Raw genomic sequence first — 20,173 nt, forward strand, 5'->3', positions numbered from 1 at the left:
AAGTGAAATAATCCTAATACCAGCACGCCAGACCGGCTAAACATATAACTTCACCAACACATCCTGTCGTTTAGGCCGCAGGGCATGGGTTGGAGTCCGAGCTTGGCTACGCATTACACTGGCTAAGACAATAGATTTAAATAAGAAGGGTGTGGCACATCATGGCACGATTTATTGACCGCGTCGTCTTGCACTTGCAGGCTGGCGACGGTGGGCATGGCTGTGTGTCTGTCCACCGCGAGAAATTCAAGCCATTGGGCGGACCGGATGGCGGCAATGGCGGCCACGGTGGCGACATCGTTTTGGAGGTCTCTGAGCAAATCCATACCTTGATGGACTTCCACTACCGCCCGCATATTAAGGCCGAGCGCGGTGGCAACGGTGCCGGCGATATGCGCAATGGCGCGCGCGGTGAGGACCTGATTCTGGAGGTTCCCGCAGGTACGGTTGTGCGCACGGAAAAGGGTGAGACCTTGGCGGATCTCACCGTGCCGGGCACGCGTTTCGTCGCGGCCGAGGGCGGTTTCGGTGGCTTGGGCAACGCGGCGCTTGCGTCTAAGAACCGCAAGGCACCGGGCTTTGCGCTGCAGGGAGAGCCCGGCCAAGCTCATGATCTGGTGCTCGAGCTGAAATCCATGGCGGATGTGGGGCTTGTGGGATTTCCTTCGGCGGGCAAGTCCTCGTTGATCTCTGTGCTCTCTGCAGCCAAGCCGAAGATTGGTGACTACCCGTTTACCACCCTGCAGCCCAACCTGGGTGTGGTGGATATGGGCGATAGCTCCTTTACCATTGCAGATGTCCCTGGTCTTATCCCTGGCGCCGCCGATGGCAAAGGCTTGGGGCTAGACTTCTTGCGCCACATCGAGCGCACGGCCGTGCTGGCCCACGTCGTTGATACCGCATCCATCGAGCCGGGCCGCGACCCGGAATCCGATATTGAGGCGCTGGAAAATGAGCTGGCCAAATACCAGGAAGCGCTAGAAAGCGATACCGGCTTGGGTGACCTGCGCGAGCGCCCGCGCGTTATCATTTTGAATAAGGCCGATGTGCCGGAGGCAGAAGAGCTTGCGGAGTTCGTCAAGGATGACCTGAAGGAAAAGTTTGGCTGGCCGGTGTTTATCATTTCTGCGGCAGCGCGTAAGGGTTTGGACCCGCTGAAATTCAAGCTCATGGAAATGGTCACCGAACACCACAAGGCACAGCCTAAGCCGAAGCGGGATCCTTCCCATACCGTTATTCACCCCAAGGCCCAAGCGCATAAGAAAAACACCGGCAGCTTCGCAGACTTTAGCGTGCGACCAGACCCAGAAGTGCAGGGCGGATTCATCGTGGAAGGCGAAAAGATCGAGCGCTGGATCACCCAGACCGACTTTGAAAACGATGAGGCCGTGGGCTACTTGGCGGACCGCCTGGCCAAGGCCGGGGTGGAAGACGAGCTGCACAAGCAGGGCGCGGTGGAAGGCTGTCCCGTGACCATCGGCGGCATTACCTTCGAATGGGAGCCGATGACCGGCGGCGATCCCACTATGGCCAGCCGCGGCGAGGATGCCCGCCTCAAGGGCACTAATCGCGTGTCGGCTGCGGAGCGCAAGCGTGCTTCCCAAGCCCGGCGTGGCTTGGTTGATGAGCTCGACTACGGAGACGAGGAAGAGATCACCCGTGAAGGCGCTAACCGTGACCGGTGGCAGGGTTAGTCGTTAACTTCTAGGGAAGGGAAGTGGGGGCAATTCCACCGGATGATTGCCCCCAGTTCAGACGCATTATGCTGCGCACATGGGGGAAATGTGCCCCAATGAAGGGGGCGGGCGGCATAAGCTTTGTACACTATTGAGTTATGTCTGCTGATCAACAGAAAGAGCCCATTCTTCCGCTCCCCGTAGAGCCGTTTGATGGCCCTACCGCTGATACTCCGTTCCCCGAAGCCCTTGATGAAAACCCGATAGCCTCCGGGTTTGAATCCGAATTGCGCAACTCTATCGCTGAGGCCAAGCGCGTCGTTGTAAAGATTGGTTCCTCGTCGCTGACGGATGAGAATTTCCGCGTGGCGCAGGAAAAGATCGATCACATCGTTGATGCTGTCCACGCACGCATGGGACGCTCCGATGTCATCATCGTTTCCTCCGGTGCGGTTGCTGCCGGTATGGGCCCGCTCGGCCTGCACCAGCGCCCCACCGACCTCGCTACGAAGCAGGCCTCGGCGTCTGTGGGCCAGGTTCACCTAGCCTATGAGTGGGGCCGTTCCTTTGCGCGCTACCAGCGCACCATCGGTCAGGTGCTGCTTACGGCGTCCGATGCCGGGCACCGCGACCGCGCCCGCAACGCGCAGCGCACCATTGATCGCCTGCGCCAGCTGCGCACCATTCCCATCGTGAACGAAAACGACGCCGTTGCTACCTCGGAGATGCACTTTGGCGATAACGACCGCCTATCGGCCTTGGTCGCAAATTTGGTGGGCGCAGACGCGCTCTTCCTGTTCTCTGACGTTGATGGCCTCTATGACAAGAACCCGGCCGAGCCGGATGCGAAGTTCATCGACGAGGTGCGCACCGGTAAGGATCTTAAGGGCGTTGTTGCAGGCGATGGCGGCAAGGTTGGCACCGGCGGTATGGCCACGAAGGTCTCGGCCGCCCGCCTGGCCACCCGCGGCGGCATTCCAGTGCTGTTGACCTCCACCGATAATATTGGCCCCGCGCTTTCCGATGCCTCCGTGGGCACCGTCTTCCACACCCGCGAGGAACGCCAGCTTTCGGCCTGGAAGTTCTGGGCACTCTACTGCGCCGATACCGGCGGAGCCGTGCGCCTGGATGAGGGTGCGAAGGAAGCCGTGACCAAGGGCGGTACCTCCTTGCTTGCCGTGGGTATTACCGATGTCCGCGGTGAATTCAACAAGGGCGAGATCATCGATATCTTGGGCCCGAAGGGCGAGGTTATCGGCCGCGGTGAGGTCCGCTTCGATTCCGAGGAATTGAACGCGATCAAGGGCATGCAGATGAGCGAGCTGCCAGAAGATAAGCGCCGCTCCGTCGTGCACGCGGATTACCTTTCCAACTTCGCCTCGCGCATCTAGTCGCGTGCCGTACGCTGGTCCCATGAAGTATTTTATGGGACCAGAAACCTGGCAGCCGATGGTCGATGACTTAAGCGCTGCCGGCCACGAACGCGTAGAAAACCTCGAAGACGCAGAGGTCTATGTCAATAACACACCCAGCCCGCGCCGCATTCCAGAGATGCCGGACAATATTCGCTGGGTGCAGCATTGTTTTACCGGTGTAAACCAACTCATTGATGCTGGATTGATTACCTCTGAGGGATTGCCGTGGTGCAATTCCGCCGGTGCCTTTGCCAAGCCGGTGGCCGAATGCGCCTTGGGCCTCCTGCTCTCCCAGGCCCACCAGCACAAGGCCTTTACACAGGCCGGCACCTGGTCGGTGGCTAAGGAGCTGGATGAAGCGCAGGAGTGGATCTATGACCAGCAGGGGCCGAAGAAGGTGGCGATTTTGGGTGCTGGGGGCATCGGCAAGCAGCTCATTGCTCTGCTCAAGCCCTTTGGGGTCCACATCACCGCCGTGAATCGCTCTGGACGCCCCGTGGAGGGCGCCGATGAGGTGGTGGCCATGGCTGATGCCGCGCACGTGTGGGGCGAGGCTGATGTTATTTTCTGCATCCTGCCCGCCACGCAGGAAACGGAGGGGCTAATCGATGCCGCGAAGTTCCGCGCCATGAAACCGTCCGCGCTGTTTATCAACGTCGGGCGCGGCAGCACCGTGGTTACCGATGGCCTCGTGGATGCCCTGCGCGAGGGCGAAATTGCAGGCGCTGGCTTGGAAGTCGTGGACCCAGAGCCGCTTCCTGATGGCCACCCGCTGCTCTCCCTGCCCAATTGCACCATGACCCCGCACATCGGGGCGACAAAGCACGTGGCGCAGCACCACATGGGCGATATTTTCAATGCGAATGCCGCCGCGTGGGAGAAGGGAGAGTCCATGCCCACCCAGGTAGATCCGGAGGCGGGATACTAGAAAAATCAAAAGCCACGGACAGCGAAGGCTGAGTGCGTCGTGTGTGTACCGAAGAAAGGACGTACCGCCCACTGTCCGTGGCAAGTGAAATTAAAAGTTCAACGTGTTGAACTGCTATTAATTTAACACTTATCCCAGGACGACACAAGCACGATTACTAAGATGGTGGACATGCACCTAGAAGAACTCCCTACCCGTAGCCAGGACTACCTCAAGGTTCTGTGGGACTTATCGGAGCACTCCGGGGGTGCCCCAGTGGCGCTGAAGGATGTGGCGGGCCGCCTGGAACAAAAGGTGCCCACTGCCTCCGAGGCGATTAAAAAGCTCGCCGCCCAAGGTCTGGTGGAGCATGAGCGCTATCAGGGCGTCTCATTGAGCCCTGCGGGCCGCGAGCTGGCGATGCAGATGGTGCGCCGCCACCGGCTTTTAGAAACCTTCTTGGTAGAGACCCTGGATTATTCCTGGGACGAGGTGCACGAGGACGCCGACCGCCTCGAGCACGCCTGCTCCGATCGTTTTATTGGCCGCATCGATGCGCTGCTGGGGTCCCCCGACCGCGATCCACACGGCGATCCCATTCCCGATGTTGGCGGTGGCATCGAGGATCTCGGCACGCTCACGCTCGCCAGCGCCCCGCTCGATGCGCCCGTGACCGTGGAGCGCGTCTGCGATGAGGATCCAGGCCTGTTGCGCTACCTCGACCGCTTTGGGGTGGAGCTGGGCAATGAGCTGCGCGTAAGCGATAGCGTTGCCGGCTTATTGACGGTGCAGACCGAAGCTGGCGAGATGTCGCTGGCGGAGGTGGCCGCCCGCGAGATCACAGTCCGCCTGGCTTCGAACAATTAACCTGCGACGCAGTGCTGTGTTGCTGCGTCGCGCTGCGCCGTGCAGCGCCGCACGCTAGGAAACTGCCTTATAGGCCGTCATGCTGGCGAGGTAGAACACGCCGGCCACAATGGCGATGGTGCCGCCGGCCGAAAGGCTCAAGTGTGCGGCGATAAAAAGCCCGGCAACCGCGATGGTGATGCCAATGATGCCCGCCCCGATAAGCAGCGCCTCCGGGCGCGATACCCACGGGCGCAGACCCGCGGCCGGGGCCACGAGCAAGGCGATGGACAAGATGGTGCCGACGGCGGGGATGACGGCGGCCATCGTCAAGCAGATAAGGCCGAGCGTCAGGGCATCGTAAAGCCCGCTATGCGGGGACGTGGTGGGGTCGAAATACGCCTGGAAGAGGCGGCGCCGGCAGGCTAGTACCGCAAGCAAACAGATAATGACCAGGCCGGCTGCGACGGCGACATCGCGGTGGTTAACCGTAGTAAGCGAGCCCACCAGGAAGCTATCGACGTGCAGCGGCAACGGCTGAAACCAACGTAGCAGCAAAATGCCCAGCGCAAAGCCCAGAGTGAGCGTGGTGCCCGCCGCAGCGGTAGAGGATACGCCATGCACCCTGCCCAGGTAATGCATGAAAATCGCCAGCGGAATGCAGACCGCCACGGAGCCGAGCATGAGCCCATCGCTCAAGTTGGCGCCCAGCGCATTGGCTACGACGACGCCGATAACCGCGCCGGGAAAAGTGCCGTGAGAAAGGCTCTCTGCAAAAAAGACGCGGTTGCCCAGCACCATGAGCGTGCCCACCAGCCCGGAAAGGCAGCCCACCGCGATGGCTTCGAGGAATGGCAATGTTAAGACCCCCATATGCGCCTGCCTAAAAGTGCGAGCGGAACGGTTAGGGACAGCGACAGCGCGACGATGGCCTGCGGGGAAATCTGGTGGGAGGTTACCGAAAGCATGAGCCACAGGCCCACGCATACGGCTAGCACCGCGCCGACCAATGCCCACAGGAGCATCTGCACCGGGGTGCTGGCTAAGACGCGCCCGACCAGGCCTGGTACCACGACGAAACCCAAGACGAGCAACACGCCAATGGCGGAGCTCGCGGCGACGACGATTAGGCCCACCGCTACGTTGGCAGTGACATCGATTAGCCCCACGCGGATGCCGGTGGCGCGCGCGGATTCGCGGTCAAAGGCCACGGCTACTTGCGAGCGCCAGGTGGCCAGGATGAGCAGGGCGGCAACCACGCACAAGATGATCGAGGGGATCATGCGGTCAGTGGTGATATCGAGCAAGCGGCCAAACATAAGGGCCTCTAGCTGGCCGGAACGATCCCCTACGGCGAGGCTGATGACCACGCCGATGCCATACATCAAGGTCAGCACCACGGCGGTGCCGGATTCATGATCGTGGCCATCGCTGCCGGAATTAAGGCGCGCCAAAATGAGCACTGCGACGCCAGCAGCTATGGCGGCGCCGGGCAAGATGCCGGGAAAGCCCGCCACGGCCAGGCCAATGACGATGCCCGGGAATACCGAGTGGACCAGCGCCTCAACGCTAAATTCCATGCGGCGCAGGTTGACCACCACGCTGATCACCGCGCCGGTCAGGGCTACGCACAGCAAAAACAGGGCCGCGCGCTGCATAAAGGGAGCAGTAAGCAGAAGCGTCACATGTCCCCCTGAAATACCGACGTGGCCTCCAGGTAGCGCTCGACTGCATCCTCGGTATCAAGGACCTCGCTGTGACCGTCCACGATGAGCATTCCGGCATCGCAGGCGCGCTGCGCCAAAATGGGATCGTGGGTGGAAATGAGCAGGGCAACCCCGCTTTCCTTAAGCTTGGCGATGATCCCTAAAAGCACCTGCCTGCTATCTTGATCCAGGCCATTGAAGGGCTCGTCCATGAGTACGAGGTCTGGGTGTGCGGCGAGCGCGCGGGCGATAAATATGCGTTGGCGCTGCCCGCCCGAGAGCTTGTCCCAGCGCGTCTTCGCCTTTTCCGCCATGCCGACGAGCTCTAGCGCTTGGGTGATCTGCGGGCGCAGGCGGCGCATGCTGCCCATACGCTCCCACCACGAGGCCTTATTGAGCAAGCCCATTTCCACGACCCGGCAGGCGGTGACGGGGAAGGTGGGATCGCAGGTGTGGTGCTGGGGAACATATCCCAGCGTCGCCGTGCGCTCGTGCTTGCCGCGCAGGGTGGCAAGGCCAGCGATGGCCTTTAAGAGTGTGGACTTACCAGCGCCATTAGCCCCCAGCAGCGCGATGGCCTCACCTTCGTGGATGGACAAGGAGACATCGTCCACGATGGTGGTGGTGCCATAGCCGCAGGAGGCATGGGAAAGCTTTAAAAGCGGTGCACTCATTGCGCGGCGTCCAGGCTTTCTGGCAGATCGGCCACTTCACCGTCCCAGGCATCTACCAGGGTGGTGACGTTGTGGATGATGGAGCCGATGTAGGTGGCGCCGTCGCTATTTGGCACGCCCAAGGAATCGCCGTACAGGGCGTCTTCGTCCGTAATGGCCTTGACCCCAGCTGCCCGGGCGATGGCCTCGATGGACTTAGAGTTATTGGAGTTTTCCGCGAAGATGGCCTTGGCGCCGGAATCGCGGACCTCCTTGGCGGCATCCTCGATATGCGAGGAAGTAGCGTCCTGCTGGTTGTTGAAGTCCGTGAGCGCGGATCCGATGAACTCTACGTCATAGTCGTTGGAGAAGTAGCCGAAGGCATCGTGCGATGAAAAGAGCACGCGTTCCTGCTCAGGGACGGTCTCCAGGGACTCGGTGACCCATTTATCCAGCTCGTCGAGCTGCTTGGTGTATTTTTCACCGACTTTCTTCACGGATGGTTCCTTATCGGCCAAGGCATCCACGATGTTTTGTACCTGGATTTTGGCGTTCTTGGGGGAGGTCCATACGTGTGGGTCGTGGGTGAATTCTGGTTCCTCGCCGTCCTCGCCGGGGAAGGGCCACGGGCGAAGGTCTATCTTGTGGTTGGAATCGTCATCGCCTGCGGTGACGATAGTCTCGCCATCGAAGCCGGAGGACTCCACGGCGTTATCGAGAAAGTGCTCGAGGTCAACGCCGTTTTTAAAGAGGAAATCCGCATCCGCCATGGCACTCATCTGCTGCGGGGTCATTTCGTGTTCGTGAGCGCTGGCATTCGGCGCCAACAGACAGGTGAGATCGAGGGTGGTACCACTATCGCCCTCGGTGGTTTCCTTGCCGCTGGAATCCACCTTGTGCAGCGTCATGCCACCCTGAGCAATTTGAGTGAGGTAATCGCAGATCTGCGTGGTGGTGGCAACAGCCTTGATGGTCTGATCATCGCCCGAACCGGAGCCCGCGTCTGAATCGTTTCCGCCGTCATTCGTGCTGCAGGCGGTGAGGGCGAGCCCGCTCAGAGTCAGCATCAGGCCCAGCTTGGCCACGTTCTTTTTCATAAATGCTCCTTTTTGCAGTGAAACCTATCAAGCAAAGAATAAACATACCCAAGTATCCTTTTCAAGGTAATGAACATTAGGGTTTGAATTTGTGAGCTTTACTGCAGTTTCGGGTGAGGGAGGGGGAGGAGATTTCACTGCGTAGCCCGCACAATTGAGGAAAAGTGTGAGGTAAAAGACGGGCGGCTGAAAAACTCGGGCAGGTACGTTACTCTGGTATGACATGAGCAACACTGAACGCGAAGAAGTTCTGTCCAAAGCCCGTGCTGCTAAGGACGTTGCGCCCGTCGTGGCGCAGCTGTCCACGCCGCGCAAGAATGAAATCTTGCAGCGCGCAGCCGAAAATCTTATTGCCCACACCGATGACATCCTTGCTGCCAACCAGCAAGATATTGAGGCAGGCCGCGAGCGCGGCATGTCCGATTCCCTCATTGACCGCCTGACCCTGGACGCTGCCCGCGTCGAGGGCATTGCAGATGGCCTGCGTCAGGTCGCTGGCCTGCAAGACCCAGTAGGCGAGATCCTGCAGGGCCGCACCATGGATAACGGCATCCAGATGAAGCAGGTGCGCGTCCCGCTCGGCGTGATGGGCATGGTCTACGAGGCTCGCCCGAACGTTACCGTGGATGCTTTCGGCCTCGCCCTGAAGTCCGGTAATGTGCCGCTGCTGCGCGGTTCCAAGTCCGCGCGCAACTCCAATACCAAGCTGGTGGAGCTTCTGCAGGACACCCTTGCAGAGTTTGATCTGCCACGCGAGGTAGTCCAGCTACTGCCGTGTGAGACCCACGACTCCGTCCAAGACTTGATTACCGCCCGCGGCCTGGTGGATTTGGTTATCCCCCGCGGCGGCGCCAAGCTCATCGAGGCCGTGGTTACCGGCGCTACTGTTCCGGCCATCGAGACCGGTACCGGCAACTGCCACTTCTACATCGATGCCTCGGCCGATATGGACAAGGCCATCGACATGGTCATCAACGGCAAGACCCGCCGCACCTCGGTCTGCAACTCCACCGAGTGCGTGCTTATTGATGCCGCGCTTGATGATGCCACCAAGCTGCGCATCGTCCGCGCCCTCCAAGATGCAGACGTCACCGTCCACGGTGACGTTGACGAGCTCGAGGGCTTCGGTGCCACGGACGTTGTCCAGGCCACCGAGGAGGATTGGCGCGAAGAGTCGCTGTCCATGGACATCTGCGCCAAGGTGGTTGACGGCGTTGACGCTGCCATCGCGCACATCGCGGAATTTACCACCGGCCACACCGAGGGCATCGCGGCCCAGGATGCGGACGTCTTGGTTAAGTTCGGCAACGAGGTCGATGCCGCAGCCGTTATGCTCAACGCCTCCACTGCCTTCACCGATGGCGAGGTCTACGGCATGGGTGCAGAAATCGGTATTTCCACCCAGAAGCTGCACGCTCGTGGCCCAATGGCCCTGCCGGAGCTGACCTCTTCCAAGTGGGTCCTCCAAGGCACCGGTCACGTACGCCCATAAGAATATGCGTCTTTTTCCTCGCTCTCGCGCCGCCGCTGGTTTCGTAACTATCGCCGCCACGGCGGCGCTTGGCATGTCTATGCTCGCCCCTGCCGCGGCGGCGGGTCAGCCCCACCCGCAGGCCGAGACCTGTCCCGATTACGTTTTCCTTGCCGCACGCGGCTCGGACCAAAACGAGGAACACGGTGAGTATTTCGGCCCACAGCGCTACTCGGAACAGGGCGCGGAATCCAATGGTTATGAAGGTCCCAACCTCGCAGCGCTCTTCCACCTGGTAGAACAACGTCACCCCGGCACCATGGATAATGCCTACGTGCTGGCGCTGGATGCAGATGCATATCCAGCCTCGATGAACCTGCCACCGCTGGCCCAAGAGGGCGAAAACCTGCGCCCGCTGCAGCTGATGCGACGCCTGGGCGGAGTGCTGTTGGAGCACCCCTTGCACGAGTTGATCTATCAGGTCACCGTTGGCTTTGTGCAGAGCCTGCGCAGCGGCATGAACAACGCGCCGCGCGTGGTGGAGCAGTACGAAGAGGAAACGGGTTGCAGCCCGCGCTATATCACCGCTGGGTATTCGCAAGGAGCCATTATCGCCACCAGCGCGGAGCGCTACCTCGCGTCCAAGGACAAGCTCGCCGGGGCGATCTAACTGGGCAATCCCTTGCGGCGTCCCGGCGGCATGGCCGGGCCGATTCCGCGATATCTCATTCCTCACAGTGCCGCACTGTCGGCCGATCGCCGTATCGACTACTGCCTTGCCGGCGACTTCGTTTGTGATCTCAACCTGCGCAATGCCAAAGACGCCCTAGCCACAAAGGCCGCCCACCACGCGTCGTATTTCCGCGAAAGTGAGGGCGATGCGGCGGTGGAACAGGACAATGCCCGCGTGGCCGATACCGTGGCTGGCTGGCTTAACTCCCCAGCAGGGTAGCGGCTATACTCTCCAGCCATGACTAATTCCCAGCGCATTGGGATCATGGGCGGCACCTTTGATCCAATCCACAATGGCCACTTGGTCGCCGCCAGCGAGGCGGCGCACCGCTTTGCCCTCGATACCGTAGTCTTTGTGCCCACCGGCCAACCGTGGCAGAAGGCCTCCCGCGAGGTCACTGCCGCGGAGCACCGGTATTTGATGACCATGGTGGCAACGGCCTCCAACCCGCGTTTTACCGTCTCCCGCGTGGATATTGACCGCAAGGGCCCTACCTATACCATCGATACCCTGCGCGATCTGCGTGACCTTTTTCCGGGGGCCGAATTTTACTTCATCACCGGTGCGGATTCCCTGCAGTCCATCATGAGCTGGCATAACTGGGAAGAGATGCTGGAAATGGCGCATTTCGTGGGTGTTACGCGCCCAGGCTACGAGCTGAGTACAGACATGCTGCCGGCCGGCTCGCGGGAAGATATCAACCTCATCGATATCCCCGCCATGGCCATTTCTTCCACGGATTGCCGCGAGCGGGCCGCGCAAAACCGGCCGGTGTGGTACCTGGTTCCGGATGGAGTGGTGCAATACATCACCAAAAATAATCTCTACTCGGCGCAGCCGGATAAACCTTTATAGTTCAAGTTTGGGCACAATCGCGCCGAACGTGCAAGAATAGACAGCTAAAAGAGACTTCCTCACCAGACGCGAAAAGGGAATTTTTATACATTGTCTATTTCTGATCTCGCCCGCCGCATGGCGGCAACCGCGGCGCATGCCGCACAGGACAAGCTAGCTGGCAATATTGCAGCAATCGATGTCTCCGATGTCCTCGCCATCACCGAGGTTTTTGTGCTGGCTTCTGCTGATAATGAGCGCCAGGTCGGCTCCATCGTGGATGAGGTGGAGGACCAAATGACGGCCCAAGGCTTCGAACCACAGCGCCGCGAGGGCAACCGCGAAAACCGCTGGGTGCTGTTGGATTATGGCAATATTGTCATCCACGTGCAGCGCACCGATCAGCGCGAGCACTACGGGCTTGACCGCCTCTACCACGATTGCCCGTTGGTGGACATTGAGGGCATTGAGCCACCCGAGCGCCCTGGCGATTGGACTAATGGCGTTAACCCGCGCACCGTGGATTCCATTGATGAGCTGCCATTGGCGCAAAAGGCCCCTGGCGAGGACGAGGAGCTTTAACCCCACCATGAGCCGCCGCCTGATTCTGATCCGCCACGGACAAACCACCTACAATGCATCCGGCCGCATGCAGGGCCACTTGGACACTGAGCTTTCCGATGTCGGATATGAGCAGGCCCGCGCCGCCGCGCGCCTGCTCCGGGATCAGGGCGTGGTAAAAATCGTTGCCTCCGATTTGCAGCGCGCGCGAGAAACCGCGCGGGTGGTGGCAGAATCGCTCGGCCTGGACTTTTCTACGGATCCCCGCCTGCGCGAGACCAATCTGGGGCAGTGGCAAGGCAAGAGCTCTGCCGAAGTGGATGCAGAATTCCCTGGCGCCCGCGCAATCTGGCGCCACGATCCCACTTGGGCGCCGCCAGAAGGCGAGTCCCGCGTAGATGTGGCGCGGCGCGCACGCCCGGTCGTCGACGAGCTCATGCAGGAATTTTCCGGCTGGGATGACGGCGCCGTGCTCATCGTCGCCCACGGTGGCGCCATCTCCGCGCTGACGTGCCACCTGTTGGGTCTGGATCACGGCCAGTACGGCATTTTGTCCGGTCTGAAAAATACCCACTGGTCGCAACTGACCGCCCGCCCGGATTTCAATCCGGAAACCCCCGTGACCTCGCTGGAATTTACGCCGCAGACGGTGACGAGTGCGCAGTGGTACTTCGATGGCTGGAATATGGGTGGCGAGGTCACCGGTGATGGAGGGGCAGATACCTAGTGACCGTTCGCGTCATTACTGACTCCGCGGCCAGCCTGCCCCCAGAGATTGCTGAAGAACTCGATATCACCGTCATTGACCTGCACGTGATGGATAGCGAGGATAAGGGCGGAAAGCTTCGCACCACTTCGGGCCTGTCTTCCCTCGAATTGGCCGCCGCCTACGGCCGGGAAATGGAAAAAGCGCAGGATGATGGCGTGATCGCGATCCACCTGTCCAAAGAGCTTTCGTCCACGTGGTCGGCGGCGGTGGCCGCGGCAGGGGTTTTCCCCGATACGGTGCGCGTTATCGATTCCGGCTCGGCCGGCATGGTCATGGGCGCGGCGGCGATGGCGGCTGCCACTAAGGCGGCACACGGCGCGGCGCTGGAAGAATGCCACGCGGCGGCGCTAGACAGCATCGAGCGCGCGGCTACCTGGGTGTACCTGCATTCCACGGAGGACATGCGTCGCTCGGGCCGCATGTCCGCGGCCACCGCCATGCTGTCCACCGCGCTTTTAGCCACCAAGCCGATTATGTCCATCGTGGACGGCAAGCTGGAGCTGGTGGGAAAAACCCGCACGCAGACCAAGGGCTTTACCAAGGTGGTAGAGATCATCGCCGCCCGCGCCGCCGGGGAACCCGCCTTCATCGCCATTCAGCACAACCAGGCTGGCGAGGCGGCAGACAAGCTGCAGGGCCTCTTGCGCGATGCCCTGCCTGAAGGCACGTCTTTTATCACCACGCCCTTAACCGAGGTGCTTGCCGTGCACGCCGGCCCCTCCGCCATTGGGGTCTCTGCCGTATTTAGCTCCTAGGCCCTCGCACGCACGGGCGAAGCCCTACGGCCTGTGCGCCCCTGATTGTGGATAACTATCCCGCCAGGACCCGTTTGGTTGCCTCCTACAACGACTTATCCACAGCGCCTCTGCCCACGTTCTCGCACCGCACGCGGCGGCTTCCTAGCCTGTGGGCTATGGCGGCACCCAAGATCAGCGAACGACTCCGCGAATATACTCAACCCACCGGCGAGGAAGAACTCCTCCAGGTCGATTACCCGCGCCCGCGAGTGCGCATCAGCCGCTGGCAAGCCTGCGCGGTAGCCATCATCGTGGTGGTGGGCGTCATTATCTGGCTGGGCCTGAGCTCCCGCAATTCGGATGAGTCCGGCATGCCCGAACCCGCGGCGATGGGCAGTACCACCGCCGAGCTCAGCGCGGAGGCTAGCGAAATCGTCGTATCCGTCGTCGGCGAGGTTGCAGCACCTGGCCTGAAGACCCTCGAGCCCGGTGCCCGCGTCGCTGATGCCCTCGCGGTCGCCACGCCTTTGCCGGAGGCGGAGACCATGACGCTCAACCAAGCGCAGCGGCTTGCCGATGGCCAGCAGCTCCACATCCTGCCCCAAGGTGCTCCGCCCGACCCCGCGCTTGCCGATGCCCCCATCGCAGCACCCGCCGGCGGCGATAAAGTCAGCCTTAATTCCGCGACCGCCGCCGATCTCATGGATCTCAACGGGGTAGGGGAGGTCACCGCGGAAGCCATCGTCTCCTTCCGTGAAGAGCGCGGGGGATTTAAGGACGTCGAGGAACTCCTCGAGGTCAGCGGGATTGGTCCCGCCAAGTTTGCCAAGCTCAAAGATAGCGTGCAGCTGTAAGCAGAAGAGGCCACGCCGCGATGAAAGAACTCCGCCTGCTGCCCGGCGCCTTGACCGCATGGGTGGCGGTCATCGCGGTGCTGGTTTTCGGGCAGGGGTGGGCCGTGGCGTGCATCGGCAGTGTCGTAGGAATATGCCTGCTCGCCCGGCACTGGGGCCAAGCCATCTTTTGCGGCGTGCTTGCCAGCGCCGCCGCCTTCGTAGCAGGCGTGCGACAGGCGCGTGCGGCCGCCTTTGACTTTGGCCGCGAGATTACCGGCCGCGTGGTCACCGCGCCGACCCAAACGAGCACCGGCGGCTGGCTCATCCGGCTCGATGTCCCGGGCTACCCCGCGCAGCTTCCGGTCTTTAGCCCCGAGCCACTGAGCGTCCCTGCCGGAACGCAAGTCACGGCAGCGGTACAGCTTTCCGAGTCCGACCAACCCGGAGTCGGGAACGTGATAGCCAACGCCTCCCACCTGCGTATCGACGCGCCCCCTTCGGGCTTGGCCGGCTGGGCCGCGCGGGTGGCCGATAACTTCCGCGCGGTCGTACTAGAGGCGGTAGGCCCGAGCAGCCAGGGGCTCATCCCAGGCATGGTGCTTGGCGATACCTCCCTGCAAAGTCCCGCCGAGCGCGAACTCTACATCGATACCGGGCTATCGCACCTCAGCGCTGTATCCGGTGCCAATGTGGCCATCGTCTGTTCCTTTGCCGCCATCGTCTGCGCCGCCTGTGCGGCCGGACCGCGCACTAGGGTGGCGGTCTCGCTGGCGGCGCTAGCTACCTATGTTGTTTTGGTAGGCCTTGAACCATCGGTGCAGCGCGCGGCCGTCGCCGGGGTAGTAGGCCTGCTCGCGGTCCTGCAGTCTTCCACCATGGAACCCATCCACGCGCTCAGCCTCGGCATCCTCACCCTCCTTTTCGTTGATTCGGACCTCGCGGTGCACTTTGGCTTCGCGCTATCGTGTGCGGCGACCTTCGGCATCGTCATGCTAAGCCCGCTTATCTATTCGCAGCTCGCGGTCACCGGCTGGCCCGCCATCTTCCTGCGCGCTATCGCGGTGGCGATTGCCGCCGATATCCTCACCCTGCCGCTTATCGCCCTCATGTCCGGCGAGGTATCCGTCGTCTCGGTCCTCGCCAATGTCTTGGTAGCACCCGCCACCGCACCCATTACCGTGGTAGGGCTGCTCGCGGCCATCGCCGCGCAGCTAGGCCCCTTGAGCATCGTCGCCGCGGGATTATTAAAACTCATCGAACCCGCAGCGTGGTGGATCAATACCATCGCCCACGGCGTGGCTAGCCTGCCCGTGGTCACCATCACCGCCCACCCGCTATTTACGCTCCTCGCGTACGGATGGGTCATCGCCGGGCTGCTGTATTACCGGCCATGGCTGACCTTGGCGGGGGTTATCGCTTGTCTGGGTCTGTTTGCCGCCTAGCGCTAAAATGATGGACATGCCTCCCGTACACCTCATTCTCGGCGACGATGAATTCCTCACCGAACGCGCCCGCCACACCATTCACAAGGCCGCGGCCGAAGGCGAGGCCAATCGCCCCGAATTGATGATGCTCAAGGCCTCCGAGGTTTCCGAGGGCGAAATCCTGGAGGCCACCAGCCCGTCGCTGTTTGGCGATAACCGCGTCATCGTCATCACGGACTGCGAACGCGCCGGGAAAGAGGTAGTCGATATCATCCTGCGCGCCTGCGCCAATCCCGCGCCGGGCATGACCATGGTGGTGGTCTACTCCGTGGCCGCGAAAACGCTGAAGAAAAAGAAGAAGGCGCCCGAGCTAGTGGCGAAGCTGCGCAAGATTGCGGAGGTGCACGAGGTCTTTTCGCTCTATCCCAATGAGCTGGGGCAGTGGGCCACCCGCGAGTTTGCCTCCCATGGCGTTCGCCCCACCCCGGACGTCGTGCACGCGGTACTCGACGGCGTCGGCTCCGACCTCCGCGAGCTTGCCTCCGCCATCTCCCAGCTCGTGGCCGATACCGGTGGCAACGTGACGCAGGAAGCGGTGCGCAATTATTACGTCGGCGTGGCCGAGGTTGCCAACTGGGACATTGCCGATGCCGCCGTCGCCGGCCGCGTCGAGGCCGCCGTCTCCACCTGCCGGCGCGCCCTCCAGCTCGGCGCCAGCCCCGTGGCCATCGCTGCGGCCTTGGCCAATAAGGTCGGCGCCATCGCGCGCCTGTATTCCGCCCGCGGGGACCAGTACACACTTGCCAGCCAAACCGGGCTTGCCCCGTACGTTGTAAAAATGACCCAGCCCGTAGCCAGGCGCTGGACCGCCGATGACATCACCGCCGCCGTCATCCTCGTCTCCGAACTGGACGCCGCCGTTAAAGGCCAAGGTGGTGAGCCCGAATTCGCCGTTGAGGCGGCCGTAAAACGAGTCGCGGAATTGGCACGTTAAGCTAGAGCCCATGTCTGAGGAACAAGTGCAAGAACTCGCCGGTCGGCTCTTTGACATGGCGCGGGAGGGAAACCCGGATCTCCTGAACTATATTGACCAGGGCGTCAATATCAATCTGGTCAACCAAGACGGCCAGTCTTTTCTCATGCTTGCCGCCTACCACGGCCACGCGGATCTCGTTACCGCGCTGGCGGGCGCCGGTGCCGACGTGAACTTGCTCAATGATCGCGGCCAATCGCCCCTGGCAGGTGCGATCTTCAAAAAAGAAGACGCGGTTATCGATGCCCTCCTAAACGCCGGCGCCTCCGCTACCGCCGGCCAGCCAACCGCCATCGATTCGGCCCGCATGTTTGGCCGCGAGGATCTGCTCAGCCGCCTGGAAGGCGAGTCCGCGCAGTGAGCTGGACTTCCTTTTTCACCATTCTCCTGATGAACCTGGTGGGCGTGGCCTCGCCAGGCCCAGATATTATCCTGGTCACCCGCTATGCCACCAAGTCGCGCCGCCACGCCATCGCTGCGGCCGCGGGCATTCAAATCGGCGTGTTGTTCTGGTGCGGTGCCACGGTCTTTGGCGCGGCCGCCCTTCTGACCGCCTTCCCCGGAATCTTAGGGGCGGTCCAGGCCATCGGCGGCAGCTTCCTCGTCTTCATGGGATGGCGGGCGCTGCGCAGCGGCCTCGAACAGCGCACCAACCCGCCCGTTGATTTGGAGGACGCCGAGGCCAAACTGGGCCGGCTGCGCCATTCCTTCAAGATGGGGCTGGCAACGAACCTGTCCAATCCGAAGATCGTGTTGTTCCTCGCCGCCATGATCGCCCCGCAGCTGCCGGCATCCCCACCGTTGTGGTTGGCCATCGCCTTAACCCTGGCGCTGGCGCTATCGGCCTTCGCCTTCTTCCTCGTGGTGGCCACGGTGATTTCCACGAATGCGGTGCGCCGCAAGCTCATCGCTGCCGGTCCGTGGATCGATATCGGATCGGGCCTGTTCTTCATCATCGCCGGCGTCGCGCTCGTGGTCGCTGGTGTACAACAGCTCGTGGCTTAAAGCCCCGGCAGAGTCTCAGGTTCGCCCTCTGCCACCACACCCAGCGCCCACTGGATCCACCGCGCCACCGTCGAGGCCCTCCGCCTCGCCGTGCCAGCGCCCAGGCCGAGTCCTTCTATCGACGCCGCAATCTCGTGCGTCTCGGCCACCTTCCCGCGCCGCAGGCTCATCTCCAGAGCCTGGCGGAATACCCGCCGCGCCGCCAACGCGCGCAGCAGGGCAGCATTGCGCCCATCGCGCCGCGGCTGTGTGATGGCCTTTTCGCCGCGAGGGGTGAGCTGATAGTGGCCATCGGCAAGCGCCAGCAGCCCGAGATAGCAGGCCGCATTGGCATAATAGTCCGCCTGGCGCAGATGGAAATCGTACTGCTCGGCGATGTCCTCCTTGCTCATCGGCTGCTGCGCGATGAGCTCCACCAGGTTGACCACGCGCTCGAAGCTATTGGCCTGCGGGAAGGGAATCCCCGCCGGCTCCGGCTCGGCCTCGACGGAGCCAATAATGCCCAGCGCATCCTCCACGCTGAGGTGCGAAGCGCTAAGCGCGTAGCGGGCGTGGTCTACCAGCGCGATGCTGCGAAAATCCGCGGGATCGCTGAAATCGTACCGATACAGGTGGAAAATCCCATTCGAGTAGACCAAAAACACGGGCACCACGGCCTTGGATAGCCATTGCTGGAAGCGTCGGTACGGAAAATACAATTGCCGGATATTGAAATCTTCGGAGATGTGATTTTTCGCCTCCACCAGCACCAAATGCTCGAGCGATTCGAAGCCGCCGTCGATTTCCATCTGCGTGCGGTCGACCTTGACTTCCAGCCCCAGATCCGGCACTGGAATCGTCATTTCCAGCGACGACATGCGCCCGGCGACGGTGGCCTGCAATGGTTCGCATCCCAAGAAGTGCTCAAGCATGCCGCTTGCCGATGCCACATTTAACGCCATCGATTCCGAGTTCACGCTCTCGATGTCAAGGGTGTCAAGGCCGGCTGGCATGTCCAACGTGCGCACAGAACCCGACCCGGCGTGGGTGGGATCCGGGAACCGTTCGTACAGGTCCAATGGCCCGATGAAGTATTTGCTGCGGCTCACCGGGAGGATTCCCAGGCCCAGTTCCTTGAAAATCCACGGCCGCGAGGTAGAAAAATCGTGCTTGGCCATCAGTCGCGGTTCCCGGCCGGAAAGCTCCTTGAGCTCCTTGGCCGTGAGGTAGAAGTATCCGTTTTCTTCCAGCTCCTCGCCACACCCTGCGGCCATGATGCGCAGCCATCCCCAATCATCGAGGCCAAGCTTTTCGCCTGCTGGGACGCCGAAAAGCGCGCGAAGCTCCCGCTGCTCCTGGGTGCTCGGTGCTTTACTCATGGCCCACCTCGTAATTGCGCACGAGCACTTCATCTACCTTGCCGCGGCGTGATCCCACGGAATTGATGGCGCGGGTGGCCGCAACGGTGTCGATGGAATAATCCGCGTATAGGTCGCGGATGAACTCCGTGGCGGAATTGGACAGGAGGAATTTCACGCCGCGGGCATTGAGGTCATCGCACACCGCCTTCAAGCGCTCTTGCTCCGCGCGGTCAAAACCGCCCTTTTGATAACCGGTAAAGGAGCTGGTGACGTTGACCGGGTCATAAGGCGGATCGAAATAGACAAAGTCACCTTCACCGGCATCTGCTACCGCCGCAGCGAAATCGCCCTGCGTGAAGGTGATGTCATTGTCCCAAAAATATTGCTGGACCCCGCGCAGCGTATCCGCATCACAGATGGTGGGGTTCTTATAACGGCCAAAAGGCGCGTTGAATTGCCCCGCGGAATTTACCCGGTACAGGCCGTTATAGCAGGTTTTATTCAGATACAGCGTCCGCGCGGCGCGCTCTGTAGCAGATAGCGCCGCGAACCGTTCTGCATCGCGGTCTACCGCACGCAGCTGATAGAAAAAATCCGCGTCGTTCGGGTAGGTCGATACCAGGCTAATGAGTCCTTCGACGCCTTCGCGCACTACCTTATATAAATTGATGAGCTCCGAGTTGAGGTCATTGACCCGCGCTGCGGCCGGAGTGAGCGAAAATAAAACCGCGCCACCGCCGATGAAGGGTTCATAATAACGCCGCGGTGTCCCAGCGGGCAGGGCGGCGTGAATATGCGGCAAGAGCTGGCGTTTCCCGCCGGCCCATTTCACCAGAGGCTTGACGTTGTTCATTGGTCACCTATCTTAGCCGCCCCCGCAGACACGAACACCATCACCCTTTCGAACATACAAGCTCATAAACTAAGCGTTGCAGCGCAAAATATCACGGCGATCAAGCACCTGCTCCAGCGCCTGCTTTAGTGCTTGATTCGGCGTCTGGTTCGCCGTCGTGGGTTGGGAACGCCGCGTTGACATGCTGTAACTTCGGCGATTTAAGGAGGTTAGGGAAGCCTACCAAGGGTCGGTTTTCTTGGTGGGCAGAAAGACTATAAAGTGAAGAAAAATACCA

Annotated in this window: 22 protein-coding genes; 16 read left to right on the forward strand and 6 right to left on the reverse strand. The window is 61.4% G+C overall.

From position 1 onward, the window contains the following. The first annotated feature begins 161 nt into the window (after nucleotides 1-161). From obgE to ABRP98_RS03330, 4 genes are all read left to right on the forward strand, one after another. A complete protein-coding gene (obgE, locus tag ABRP98_RS03315; RefSeq protein WP_023023539.1) occupies nucleotides 162-1,694 on the forward strand; it encodes a GTPase ObgE in 1,533 nt (510 codons plus the stop codon). Nucleotides 1,695-1,834: 140 nt separating this feature from the next. Then, nucleotides 1,835-3,067, forward strand: coding sequence for a glutamate 5-kinase (gene proB, locus ABRP98_RS03320; protein WP_284770221.1), 1,233 nt, complete (start codon nucleotides 1,835-1,837; stop codon nucleotides 3,065-3,067). Between the two features lie 22 nt (nucleotides 3,068-3,089). Beyond that, nucleotides 3,090-4,019, forward strand: coding sequence for a D-isomer specific 2-hydroxyacid dehydrogenase family protein (locus tag ABRP98_RS03325; protein ID WP_349857481.1), 930 nt, complete (start codon nucleotides 3,090-3,092; stop codon nucleotides 4,017-4,019). A gap of 171 nt (nucleotides 4,020-4,190) precedes the next feature. Continuing rightward, entirely contained in the window at nucleotides 4,191-4,865 is a 675-nt protein-coding gene (locus ABRP98_RS03330; RefSeq protein ID WP_349857483.1) for a metal-dependent transcriptional regulator, read from the forward strand. A gap of 54 nt (nucleotides 4,866-4,919) precedes the next feature. On the opposite strand, the gene ABRP98_RS03335 is transcribed toward ABRP98_RS03330, so the two are convergent. From ABRP98_RS03335 to ABRP98_RS03350, 4 genes are read right to left on the reverse strand one after another with little or no spacing between them, the layout of a single operon-like run. Then, complete coding sequence (locus ABRP98_RS03335; RefSeq protein ID WP_349857485.1) at nucleotides 4,920-5,717, reverse strand: metal ABC transporter permease; 798 nt, start codon at nucleotides 5,715-5,717, stop codon at nucleotides 4,920-4,922. Beyond that, nucleotides 5,705-6,529: a metal ABC transporter permease gene (locus tag ABRP98_RS03340; protein WP_284770225.1), complete on the reverse strand. Its 825-nt coding sequence runs from the start codon at nucleotides 6,527-6,529 to the stop codon at nucleotides 5,705-5,707. The genes ABRP98_RS03335 and ABRP98_RS03340 overlap by 13 nt, the downstream gene beginning before the upstream one ends. After that, on the reverse strand, nucleotides 6,526-7,224 hold the full coding sequence (locus ABRP98_RS03345; RefSeq protein WP_284770226.1) for a metal ABC transporter ATP-binding protein: 699 nt from the start codon (nucleotides 7,222-7,224) through the stop codon (nucleotides 6,526-6,528). Before ABRP98_RS03345 ends, ABRP98_RS03340 begins: the two co-directional genes overlap by 4 nt. Further along, nucleotides 7,221-8,300, reverse strand: a complete 1,080-nt coding sequence (locus tag ABRP98_RS03350; RefSeq protein ID WP_349857488.1) for a metal ABC transporter substrate-binding protein — start codon at nucleotides 8,298-8,300, stop codon at nucleotides 7,221-7,223. The genes ABRP98_RS03345 and ABRP98_RS03350 overlap by 4 nt, the downstream gene beginning before the upstream one ends. Nucleotides 8,301-8,523: 223 nt before the next feature. Between ABRP98_RS03350 and ABRP98_RS03355 the strand changes: the two genes are divergently transcribed. The 12 genes from ABRP98_RS03355 (at nucleotide 8,524) to ABRP98_RS03410 (ending at nucleotide 17,703) form a co-directional block, all read left to right on the forward strand. Beyond that, entirely contained in the window at nucleotides 8,524-9,792 is a 1,269-nt protein-coding gene (locus ABRP98_RS03355; protein WP_239268691.1) for a glutamate-5-semialdehyde dehydrogenase, read from the forward strand. Between the two features lie 4 nt (nucleotides 9,793-9,796). Next, the gene (locus ABRP98_RS03360; RefSeq protein WP_349857489.1) at nucleotides 9,797-10,441 is read left to right on the forward strand and encodes a hypothetical protein; all 645 of its coding nucleotides are present in this window, start codon (nucleotides 9,797-9,799) and stop codon (nucleotides 10,439-10,441) included. Between the two features lie 12 nt (nucleotides 10,442-10,453). After that, nucleotides 10,454-10,723 carry a hypothetical protein gene (locus ABRP98_RS03365; protein ID WP_349857491.1) on the forward strand — a complete coding sequence of 90 codons (270 nt, stop codon included), beginning with the start codon at nucleotides 10,454-10,456 and terminating at the stop codon, nucleotides 10,721-10,723. Nucleotides 10,724-10,741: 18 nt separating this feature from the next. Beyond that, nucleotides 10,742-11,359 carry a nicotinate-nucleotide adenylyltransferase gene (gene nadD, locus ABRP98_RS03370; protein ID WP_284782299.1) on the forward strand — a complete coding sequence of 206 codons (618 nt, stop codon included), beginning with the start codon at nucleotides 10,742-10,744 and terminating at the stop codon, nucleotides 11,357-11,359. A 90-nt stretch (nucleotides 11,360-11,449) separates the two neighbouring features. Next, nucleotides 11,450-11,920, forward strand: a complete 471-nt coding sequence (gene rsfS / locus ABRP98_RS03375) for a ribosome silencing factor (RefSeq protein ID WP_349857492.1) — start codon at nucleotides 11,450-11,452, stop codon at nucleotides 11,918-11,920. A 7-nt stretch (nucleotides 11,921-11,927) separates the two neighbouring features. Then, the gene (locus ABRP98_RS03380; protein ID WP_284852270.1) at nucleotides 11,928-12,626 is read left to right on the forward strand and encodes a histidine phosphatase family protein; all 699 of its coding nucleotides are present in this window, start codon (nucleotides 11,928-11,930) and stop codon (nucleotides 12,624-12,626) included. Further along, on the forward strand, nucleotides 12,626-13,423 hold the full coding sequence (locus ABRP98_RS03385) for a DegV family protein (RefSeq protein ID WP_349857493.1): 798 nt from the start codon (nucleotides 12,626-12,628) through the stop codon (nucleotides 13,421-13,423). The genes ABRP98_RS03380 and ABRP98_RS03385 overlap by 1 nt, the downstream gene beginning before the upstream one ends. Before the next feature lie 158 nt (nucleotides 13,424-13,581). Next, nucleotides 13,582-14,259, forward strand: coding sequence for a ComEA family DNA-binding protein (locus tag ABRP98_RS03390; protein ID WP_349857496.1), 678 nt, complete (start codon nucleotides 13,582-13,584; stop codon nucleotides 14,257-14,259). A 20-nt stretch (nucleotides 14,260-14,279) separates the two neighbouring features. Then, on the forward strand, nucleotides 14,280-15,683 hold the full coding sequence (locus tag ABRP98_RS03395) for a ComEC/Rec2 family competence protein (protein ID WP_349857498.1): 1,404 nt from the start codon (nucleotides 14,280-14,282) through the stop codon (nucleotides 15,681-15,683). Nucleotides 15,684-15,690: 7 nt separating this feature from the next. Continuing rightward, nucleotides 15,691-16,659, forward strand: coding sequence for a DNA polymerase III subunit delta (gene holA / locus ABRP98_RS03400; protein WP_349857499.1), 969 nt, complete (start codon nucleotides 15,691-15,693; stop codon nucleotides 16,657-16,659). 10 nt (nucleotides 16,660-16,669) lie between these two features. Continuing rightward, a complete protein-coding gene (locus ABRP98_RS03405; protein WP_349857501.1) occupies nucleotides 16,670-17,059 on the forward strand; it encodes an ankyrin repeat domain-containing protein in 390 nt (129 codons plus the stop codon). Next, nucleotides 17,056-17,703: a LysE family translocator gene (locus tag ABRP98_RS03410; protein ID WP_284770237.1), complete on the forward strand. Its 648-nt coding sequence runs from the start codon at nucleotides 17,056-17,058 to the stop codon at nucleotides 17,701-17,703. Before ABRP98_RS03405 ends, ABRP98_RS03410 begins: the two co-directional genes overlap by 4 nt. On the opposite strand, the gene ABRP98_RS03415 is transcribed toward ABRP98_RS03410, so the two are convergent. Further along, entirely contained in the window at nucleotides 17,700-19,061 is a 1,362-nt protein-coding gene (locus ABRP98_RS03415) for a type II restriction enzyme (RefSeq protein ID WP_349857503.1), read from the reverse strand. The two genes, ABRP98_RS03410 and ABRP98_RS03415, sit on opposite strands and share 4 nt — an antisense overlap. Continuing rightward, nucleotides 19,054-19,896 carry a DNA adenine methylase gene (locus ABRP98_RS03420; RefSeq protein WP_349857505.1) on the reverse strand — a complete coding sequence of 281 codons (843 nt, stop codon included), beginning with the start codon at nucleotides 19,894-19,896 and terminating at the stop codon, nucleotides 19,054-19,056. The genes ABRP98_RS03415 and ABRP98_RS03420 overlap by 8 nt, the downstream gene beginning before the upstream one ends. Nucleotides 19,897-20,173: the final 277 nt, after the last annotated feature.

Origin of the sequence: Corynebacterium sp. KPL2838 (assembly GCF_040225455.1) — a bacterium.
Taxonomy (GTDB): domain Bacteria; phylum Actinomycetota; class Actinomycetes; order Mycobacteriales; family Mycobacteriaceae; genus Corynebacterium; species Corynebacterium rhinophilum.

Excerpts from the sequence above, each read along its gene's own strand:
- obgE (WP_023023539.1), top strand. The coding sequence starts at position 162 with ATGGCACGATTTATTGACCGCGTCGTCTTGCACTTGCAGGCTGGCGAC.
- proB (WP_284770221.1), top strand. The coding sequence starts at position 1,835 with ATGTCTGCTGATCAACAGAAAGAGCCCATTCTTCCGCTCCCCGTAGAG.
- ABRP98_RS03325 (WP_349857481.1), top strand. The coding sequence starts at position 3,090 with ATGAAGTATTTTATGGGACCAGAAACCTGGCAGCCGATGGTCGATGAC.
- ABRP98_RS03330 (WP_349857483.1), top strand. The coding sequence starts at position 4,191 with ATGCACCTAGAAGAACTCCCTACCCGTAGCCAGGACTACCTCAAGGTT.
- ABRP98_RS03335 (WP_349857485.1), bottom strand. The coding sequence starts at position 5,717 with ATGGGGGTCTTAACATTGCCATTCCTCGAAGCCATCGCGGTGGGCTGC.
- ABRP98_RS03345 (WP_284770226.1), bottom strand. The coding sequence starts at position 7,224 with ATGAGTGCACCGCTTTTAAAGCTTTCCCATGCCTCCTGCGGCTATGGC.
- ABRP98_RS03350 (WP_349857488.1), bottom strand. The coding sequence starts at position 8,300 with ATGAAAAAGAACGTGGCCAAGCTGGGCCTGATGCTGACTCTGAGCGGG.
- ABRP98_RS03355 (WP_239268691.1), top strand. The coding sequence starts at position 8,524 with ATGAGCAACACTGAACGCGAAGAAGTTCTGTCCAAAGCCCGTGCTGCT.
- ABRP98_RS03360 (WP_349857489.1), top strand. The coding sequence starts at position 9,797 with ATGCGTCTTTTTCCTCGCTCTCGCGCCGCCGCTGGTTTCGTAACTATC.
- nadD (WP_284782299.1), top strand. The coding sequence starts at position 10,742 with ATGACTAATTCCCAGCGCATTGGGATCATGGGCGGCACCTTTGATCCA.
- ABRP98_RS03380 (WP_284852270.1), top strand. The coding sequence starts at position 11,928 with ATGAGCCGCCGCCTGATTCTGATCCGCCACGGACAAACCACCTACAAT.
- ABRP98_RS03390 (WP_349857496.1), top strand. The coding sequence starts at position 13,582 with ATGGCGGCACCCAAGATCAGCGAACGACTCCGCGAATATACTCAACCC.
- ABRP98_RS03395 (WP_349857498.1), top strand. The coding sequence starts at position 14,280 with ATGAAAGAACTCCGCCTGCTGCCCGGCGCCTTGACCGCATGGGTGGCG.
- holA (WP_349857499.1), top strand. The coding sequence starts at position 15,691 with ATGATGGACATGCCTCCCGTACACCTCATTCTCGGCGACGATGAATTC.
- ABRP98_RS03405 (WP_349857501.1), top strand. The coding sequence starts at position 16,670 with ATGTCTGAGGAACAAGTGCAAGAACTCGCCGGTCGGCTCTTTGACATG.
- ABRP98_RS03415 (WP_349857503.1), bottom strand. The coding sequence starts at position 19,061 with ATGAGTAAAGCACCGAGCACCCAGGAGCAGCGGGAGCTTCGCGCGCTT.
- ABRP98_RS03420 (WP_349857505.1), bottom strand. The coding sequence starts at position 19,896 with ATGAACAACGTCAAGCCTCTGGTGAAATGGGCCGGCGGGAAACGCCAG.